The organism is Streptomyces sp. NPDC002845, assembly GCF_053591955.1.
The window spans coordinates 1-7,465 of the sequence record NZ_JBSFUU010000164.1 but is presented as its reverse complement, the minus strand read 5'-3'; the positions used below and the strand labels follow the sequence as shown (position 1 = coordinate 7,465).

Here is a 7,465-nt window from a genome sequence, read left to right as displayed (position 1 = left end):
TTCATTCAACTCTCGTCAAGCCCTGGGGCATTGACACTTCAGTCAACGCCACAGGGCTTTCATGTCGGCACTCTGAGTCAGCAAGCCAAGACCCCCGCGACGGGCAAACGTCCGGGGGCGTGGCCACCAGCTACTGAGGAGCTGACGACATTGCCAAGAACTACCACGCCGCCCGCCGCCACGGCAGAGCGGGTACCGGTGGTCGACATCGAGACGATGCGCACGGCCGCGCACCGCCTGCTCGCCGAGGGCGCCGAGCTTCCCTCCGCCGAAGAGCTGGAGACGCTCACCCTCCAGCTGCGGGGGCATGCCATGCTCGCCATCCCGGAAGTCGAGGCCGCCGCCGGTCGGCTCCCCGAGGACGCCGTACCGCGCGCCTGCGCACTCGCCTGCGTCGGCACGGCCCGTATGAGCCTCAACGCCGAACCCGGCCACACCCTGCCCGCGGGCATCGCGCACGCGCAGCGTATCGCCCGGTCCGTCGAGGCCCTGTGCGACCACATCGAGCAGCGGGGCGGCGAGCACGCGTGACCAGGGTGGTGCACATCTGCCGCTACTGCGACGAGCCGATCAGCGACCCCCAGGACGCCGTGCAAGCGCGCTACCAGCCGAGCATGTCCGGCCCCGGATGGATCGTCTGGGCGCACCGCGCGCACGCTCCCCTCGTCCAGCCCGACCCGACGTTGCTGTACCTGCTGCTGCGGATCAGGCTCGCGAAGGCCAGGCAGGCGTGACCGCACCCGTCCTCGCCGTGGTGCTGGCGACGTCGACCTCCTGACGCACTCCCATGGCGACCGCAAGGGCAGGGTCGCATCCCAGACGCCTCTCCCGCCGCAGACGACACGTCGCGGCGGGAGGGGCCTCAGTCCACGAGAACGAGGACGTTGACGGTTAATCCGTTGCGGCCCTGCCCGACCCTCTGCTGCACTGCACGGGACCAGTCGCTCAGAGATCAAGGAGCCCCGATGCGCCCTGCGTTCATGTCCACCCAGGAAGGAATGACCCACATTTCGAAGGACATGACGCTTGGTGCACACGCTCAACCTCGGAATTCTCGCGCACGTCGACGCAGGTAAGACCAGCCTCACCGAACGGCTGCTGCACACCGTCGGGATCATCGACGAGATCGGCAGCGTCGACGACGGCAACACCCGGACGGACACTCTCGCGCTGGAGCGGCAGCGCGGAATCACCATCAAGTCCGCCGTCGTCTCGTTCGAGATCGACGACGTCACCGTCAACCTGATCGACACTCCGGGCCACCCCGACTTCATCGCCGAGGTGGAGCGGGTGCTCAGCGTGCTCGACGGTGCCGTGCTCGTCGTCTCGGCCGTCGAGGGCGTCCAGGCGCAGACCCGCGTCCTGATGCGGACCCTGCAACGGCTGCGCATCCCGACGCTCGTCTTCGTCAACAAGATCGACCGCCGTGGAGCACGCCACGAGGAACTGCTCGCGGACATCGCCGCCCGGCTCACCCCGGCGATCGTCCCCATGGGCGAGACCGGCCGACTCGGCGCTCGTGACGCCCGCTTCACCCCGTACGAAGGCCTCCCGCCAGGCCTGCTCGAACGGCTCGCCGAGCACGACGACGGGCTCCTGGCCGCGTACGTCCACGACGAGACGACCCTCCCGTACGACAGGCTGCGGGCCGAGCTCGCCGTGCAGACCGGGCAGGCCCTGGTGCACCCGGTGTTCTTCGGCTCGGCCGTCACGGGCGCGGGAGTCGGCGAACTCGTCACGGGCATCCGGACGTTGCTGCCGGCGGCCGAGGGGGACGCCGACGGGCCGGTCTCCGGCACCGTGTTCAAGATCGAGCGCGGTCCGGCGGGGGAGAAGATCGCGTACGTACGGATGTTCGCGGGCACCCTGCGCGCCCGAGACCGGGTCACCTTCCGCGACGCCGCGGCGGAGGGCAAGGTCACCGGGATCAGTGTCTTCGGGTGCGGCTCGGACGTACGGGAGACGGCCGTCGCGGCGGGGCGGATCGCGAAGCTGTGGGGGCTCGCCGACATCCGCATCGGCGACACCATCGGCGTACCGCGCAAGGGAACGGACGAGCACCACTTCTCCCCGCCGACCCTCGAAACGGTCGTCGCCCCCGTGCGGACGCGGGACAAGGGCGCCCTCCATCTCGCGCTCACCCAACTCGCCGAGCAGGACCCGCTGATCAACCTCCGCCACGACGACACCCGCCAGGAGATCTCGGTGTCGCTGTACGGAGAGGTGCAGAAGGAGGTCATCCAGGCCACCCTCGCCGACGAGTTCGGCATCGACGTCGCTTTCCGCGAGACGACGACCCTGTGCGTCGAGCGTCCGGCCGGCAGCGGTGCGGCGGTCGAGTTCAACAAGAAGGACGCCAATCCGTTCCTCGCGACCGTCGGACTGCGGGTGGACCCGGCGCCGGTGGGCTGCGGGGTGGAGTTCCGGCTGGAGGTCGAGCTCGGATCGATGCCGTACGCCTTCTTCAAGGCGGTCGAGGACACCGTGCGGGAGACGCTCGGGCAGGGGCTGCACGGCTGGCAGGTCACCGACTGCACGGTGACCATGACCCACTCCGGCTACTCGCCGCGGCAGAGCCACGCCCACCAGAGGTTCGACAAGAGCATGTCGAGCACGGGCGCGGACTTCCGCGGGCTGACCCCGCTGGTGCTGATGGAGGCGCTGGGGCGGGCGGGTACCCGGGTGCACGAGCCGATGCACCGCTTCCGCCTCGACGCCCCGGCGGACACGCTCGGCGCGGTCCTCCCCGTGCTGGCGGGGCTGGGAGCCGTACCGCAGACCACCGAGACGCGTGGTGCGCTGTCCGTGCTGGAGGGGCGGATCCCGGCCGCCCAGGTGCACGAACTGGAGCAGCGGCTGCCGGGGCTGACCCGTGGCGAGGGCGAGCTGGAGTCGGCCTTCGACCACTACGCGCCGGTCGCCCGTGGCGAGGTCCCGCACCGGCCGCGGACGGACCACAACCCCCTGGACCGGAAGGAGTATCTGCTGAGTGTGACCCGGCGGGTCGGTGGGGGAGGGTAATTCCTTTGCGAAAACGGGTACTTACTCGTGAGTCAGATGCTATTGACGACCGGCCTGCTCGTTGGGACGGTAGGGGACATGTCGAATGTGGCGGACATGTCAAGATTGCGCATGAGTCTGCTCGGTGTCCTCGTACTCCTCACCGGCTACCTGAGCACGGCGGGCACCCAGCCCGCCGAGGCTCTCCCCGACGAACTCTGGTTCGACTCACCGGCCGCGGCCACCCTCACCGTCGAGGACGGCCGCTTCAAGGACGGCCTCGGCCGCGAGGTCGTCCTGCGCGGCTACAACGTCTCCGGCGAGACCAAACTGAAGGAGAACAACGGCCTGCCCTTCGCCTCCGTCGCCGACGCCCGGAAGTCCGCGCAGGCGCTACGGGCGCTCGGCGGCGGCAACTCGGTCCGCTTCCTGCTCTCCTGGGCGTACGCCGAGCCGGCCCGCGGCCAGGTGGACACCGCCTACCTGGCCGCCGCGACCGCGCAGATGGGCGCCTTCCTCGACGCCGGAATCCGCGTCTACCCCGACTTCCACCAGGACCTCTACTCCCGCTGGCTGTTCGACCCCGACAGCTGGTACACCGGCGACGGCGCCCCCAAGTGGGCGGTGGACCTGGGCGACTACCCGGACGAGTTCTGCGGGATCTGCCTCTTCTGGGGCCAGAACATCACCCAGAACGAGGCCGTGAAGCGGGCCACGTACGACTTCTGGCACAACAGGTACGGCCTCCAGGACGCCTTCCTCACCACCGCCCAGAAGACCATGACGTACGTACGGGAACACCTCACCGCCGCCCAGTTCGCGGGCGTCGTCGGCTTCGACCCCTGGAACGAACCGCACGCCGGCGTCTACGACTCGGGCCAGACCAGCCGCGCCTGGGAGAAGGACGTCCTGTGGCCGTTCTACGAGAAGTTCCGCGCCCGCATGGACGCGGCGGGCTGGCAGGCCAAGGCGGCCTTCGTCGAACCGACCATCTTCTGGAACGCCAACATCGACTTCCAGAAGGAGGAGGGCGGATTCCTCGACGCGGGCACACTCGGTCCGCGGTACGTCTTCAACACGCACTTCTACGACCAGAAGGCGATCTCGGGGATCTTCATGTGGGGCAAGGCGGCGGACGGCCAGTACGTCACCGACTTCGGCACGGTCCGCGACCGGGCCGCCGCCACCGGCACGACGGCGGTCATCAGCGAGTTCGGCCACCCGCTGTCCGGCGGGGTCTCCGACAAGGCACCCACGGTCCTCAAGGCGATGTACCAGGCCATGGACTCCCGGGTGCGCGGGGCCAACTGGTGGTCGAACCCGGCGGGCTCCGGTCCGGTCCTCTCCGGCCAGCAGTGGCAGTGGGACATCTACAACGGACGGCACCACGAGCTGAGGAACGACAACCCCGACGAGGTGCAGACCGAGGGCGACGCCTGGAACGACGAGGACCTGTCCGCCATACGCCTCGACGACTCGGGCACGCCCGTGCTGCGCCAGGACGCCCGGCTCCTCGACCGGGTCTACCCGAGCGCCACCGCGGGCAGCACGGTCGCGTTCACGTACGAGGACCGCTCGCGGGACGGGTCGACGACGCTGACGTGGAACCCGGTGCCGACTTCCCTGCCGAATGTCCGGCAACTCGTGGGCTCGGGCCAGTACTCCCTGCTGGTCTGGCGCTCGGACGGCAGCGCCGAACCCACGGAACTGCATCTGCCGGCGTCCTTCCCGACCTCGTCGACGACCGTGGTCTCCGACCTCGGCGTCACCGCGGCCCCGCCCGCGTACACGAGGACCACACCCATCGCCGCCGCGAGTGAACCGGGCGGCACCGGCAGCCGCCGCCTCCTGCTCACCGACGCCGACTCGGGCACCCTGCACTACGCCCTGGTCACCAACGGCGCGACAGCCCCGTCGGCGTCGCTGCTGAACGCGGCGCGGACGGAGCTGTCGTCGTGGATGTCGGCCAGGTTCAGTTAGCGGACGGGCCGGTCCAGTCGGCGGGCACCCGCGCCAGGCGTACGCGCTGCGGGTGGTCGCCGACCGCGACCGACACCGTCTTGCGGCCGGTGGCGAAGTCGATCGCCGTCACCTGGTCGGCACCGCTCTCGGAGACCACACAGGACTTGCCGTCACCGCTGACGGTCGCCCAGTAGGGCTTGGAGGTGGTGACGAGCGGGCCCTCCTGGAGGGTCGTGCGGTCGACGACGGTCGTGTAGTCGTCCATGGTGCCCGCGACGCACAGCTTGCTGCCGTCGGGCTTCATTGAAATGCCGTGGTGGCGTGAGTCGTTGACCCAGGTGGTGCGGTCCGTGCTCGTCGCCGGGTTCGCGGGGAGGGTCTTCACGCGGGTGATCTTGTCGGTCGCGACGTCGTACTCCAGGAAGCCGTTGAAGAACGACACCTGGAAGTACAGCTTCGACTCGTCGGGGCTGAACACCGCCGGACGGACCGCGTCGGAGTAGTCGTTGAGGCCGATCGCGTTGAGCCGGTCCCGCATGTCGATCACCTTGACCTGCTCGAAGGTCTGCGCGTCGACCACCGTGATCTTGCGGTCGCCCTTCGTCCAGTCCAGCCAGGTCGCGTCGAGCGCGGTGTTGACGTCGCCGATGGCCATGTTCCAGATGTACTTGCCGTCACTGGTGAAGACGTTCTCGTGCGGTTTGTCTCCGGTGGCGAACGAGCCGACCTGCTCGCCGGTGTCGATGTCCAGCACGTGCACGGTGTTCGAGGTCGAGGCCGAGACGGCGACCCGGGTGCCGTCGGGGGAGAGGGCCATGTGGTCGGCGCGGAAACCCGACACCGGGAAGCGCCAGTTGATGTCCCCGGTGGTCAGGTCGATCGAGACGACATCGGCGAAGCTCGGCCGGGAGACGACCATCGACGTGCCGTCCGGGGTGGAGTACATGTCGTCCACGAACTGGTCGTGGCCCTCGCCGACGCTGTTGCGGATGGTCATGAAGGCGATCCACCTGATCGGATCGGCGTTGATCTCCGCCATCCGCTCGTTCTTGTCCGGGATGACATTGACCCGGCCGATCTTCGCGAAGTCGCCGCTGGACTTGATGACGTCGGCGGTGCCCTCCCAGTTGTTGCCCACGAACATCACCTCCCGCAGCTCGGCGGCGGAGGGCTGGGTGGCGGCGGACGGCTGTGCGGTGGCCACGGAGGCGGTACCGCCGGCGGTGAGGGCGAGGGCGGCGGCCACGGCGGAGAGGTGGCGGATTCCGGCCCGTCGGGAGCGGGGGGCACGGGGTGCGTGGGAGGCGAGCGGGGCGCGGGCTTCGGGCGAGGACATGGTCGCTCCTCCTGCATGGTGGGCGCATGACAAGGCATGCGAGGTCGTGTGCGGCGGCTCTGAGGAAACGGGGACATTCTGAAAACAGCTGGATTCAGAGTGGACTTACTGGAAAGTAAGGAAGAGGTGCGGCTCTCCACAAGACCGCGGACACGACAAAATTGACGGATGGCCGAACAACTGGTCGTCGAACTGCAGAGGGAGGATGCGCGTGGCGGGCAGGCTCAAACAGCCGACCGGCCGTTACGGGGGCAAGTCCGCCGCGGAGCGTCAGGCCGAGCGCCGTAGACGGTTCCTCGACGCCGCGCTCCAGCTCTTCGGCGACAGCCCGGGCTTCCGGGCCACGACGGTCTCGGGGCTGAGCGAGGCCGCGGGACTGTCGACCCGCCAGTTCTACGAGGAGTTCCGCACCCTTGAGGATGTCCTGGCCGCCCTGCATCTCCAGGTCAACGACTGGGCCGAGCAGGCCGCGCTGACCGGCCTCGCCGCCGCGGACGGGCAGTCGATCATGGAGCGGGCCACAGCGGCCTTCCGCGCGTACGGGGCGAACGTCACCGGTGATCCGCGCCGGCTGCGCATCACGTTCATCGAGATCATCGGGGTCAGCCCGCGGCTGGAGCGGCAGCGGCTGGAACGCCGTTCTCGCTGGATCGACTTCATCTGCTCGGAGGCCGCGGCGGCCGCTGCACGGGGCGAGGCGGTGCCCCGCGACTACCGCGTCGCCGCCGCGGCCTTCATCGGCAGCGTCAACGGTCTCCTCCACGACTGGCAGGCCGGCTGGGTCGACGCGAGCCTCGACGAGGTCGTGGACGAGCTGGTGCGGATGCTTCTGGGGATCTTGCGGCCGGTGGGGTGGGAGCCCAGGGGGTGAGGAGGGGTGTTTTCGCCCCCGCCGCCCCTACCCGTCCCATCCTCCAGGGGCTCCGCCCTTCGACCCCGTTTCGGGGGCGGCCCCGGACCCTCGCTGCGGGTTCGTCGTGGCTGGTCGCGCCCCGCGGCGGAGCCGCATATGTACACAGCCTCGCGCCCCTTACGGGGCGCGGTACGGCACCGGACTTCACCATGGATGCTTAGTGGTCTGCGTCATAAGTCCTTCGGGGGTTGATCATGCGGCTGGGGCGGCGGAGGATTCTTCTGGGTGATCGGTGGTGTGCCGGTCGAGTCTGG

At 69.3% G+C, this 7,465-nt stretch carries 6 protein-coding genes; 5 read left to right on the top strand and 1 reads right to left on the bottom strand.

The features are described 5' to 3' along the window. Positions 1-150: 150 nt before the first annotated feature. The 4 genes from ACWD3C_RS47380 to ACWD3C_RS47365 all read left to right on the top strand — a co-directional run bounded on the left by ACWD3C_RS47380 (position 151) and on the right by ACWD3C_RS47365 (position 4,980). Positions 151-531: a DUF6415 family natural product biosynthesis protein gene (locus tag ACWD3C_RS47380; RefSeq protein WP_451154839.1), complete on the top strand. Its 381-nt coding sequence runs from the start codon at positions 151-153 to the stop codon at positions 529-531. After that, complete coding sequence (locus ACWD3C_RS47375) at positions 528-734, top strand: hypothetical protein (RefSeq protein ID WP_451154837.1); 207 nt, start codon at positions 528-530, stop codon at positions 732-734. The genes ACWD3C_RS47380 and ACWD3C_RS47375 overlap by 4 nt, the downstream gene beginning before the upstream one ends. A 295-nt stretch (positions 735-1,029) precedes the next feature. After that, on the top strand, positions 1,030-3,021 hold the full coding sequence (locus ACWD3C_RS47370; protein WP_451154841.1) for a GTP-binding protein: 1,992 nt from the start codon (positions 1,030-1,032) through the stop codon (positions 3,019-3,021). A 78-nt stretch (positions 3,022-3,099) separates the two neighbouring features. Beyond that, the gene (locus ACWD3C_RS47365; RefSeq protein ID WP_451154835.1) at positions 3,100-4,980 is read left to right on the top strand and encodes a cellulase family glycosylhydrolase; all 1,881 of its coding nucleotides are present in this window, start codon (positions 3,100-3,102) and stop codon (positions 4,978-4,980) included. Here the strand turns inward: ACWD3C_RS47365 and ACWD3C_RS47360 are convergent. Continuing rightward, a complete protein-coding gene (locus ACWD3C_RS47360) occupies positions 4,973-6,298 on the bottom strand; it encodes a YncE family protein (protein ID WP_451154833.1) in 1,326 nt (441 codons plus the stop codon). The genes ACWD3C_RS47365 and ACWD3C_RS47360 overlap by 8 nt on opposite strands. Before the next feature lie 211 nt (positions 6,299-6,509). Between ACWD3C_RS47360 and ACWD3C_RS47355 the strand changes: the two genes are divergently transcribed. Beyond that, the gene (locus ACWD3C_RS47355) at positions 6,510-7,169 is read left to right on the top strand and encodes a TetR/AcrR family transcriptional regulator (RefSeq protein ID WP_451154831.1); all 660 of its coding nucleotides are present in this window, start codon (positions 6,510-6,512) and stop codon (positions 7,167-7,169) included. Positions 7,170-7,465: the final 296 nt, after the last annotated feature.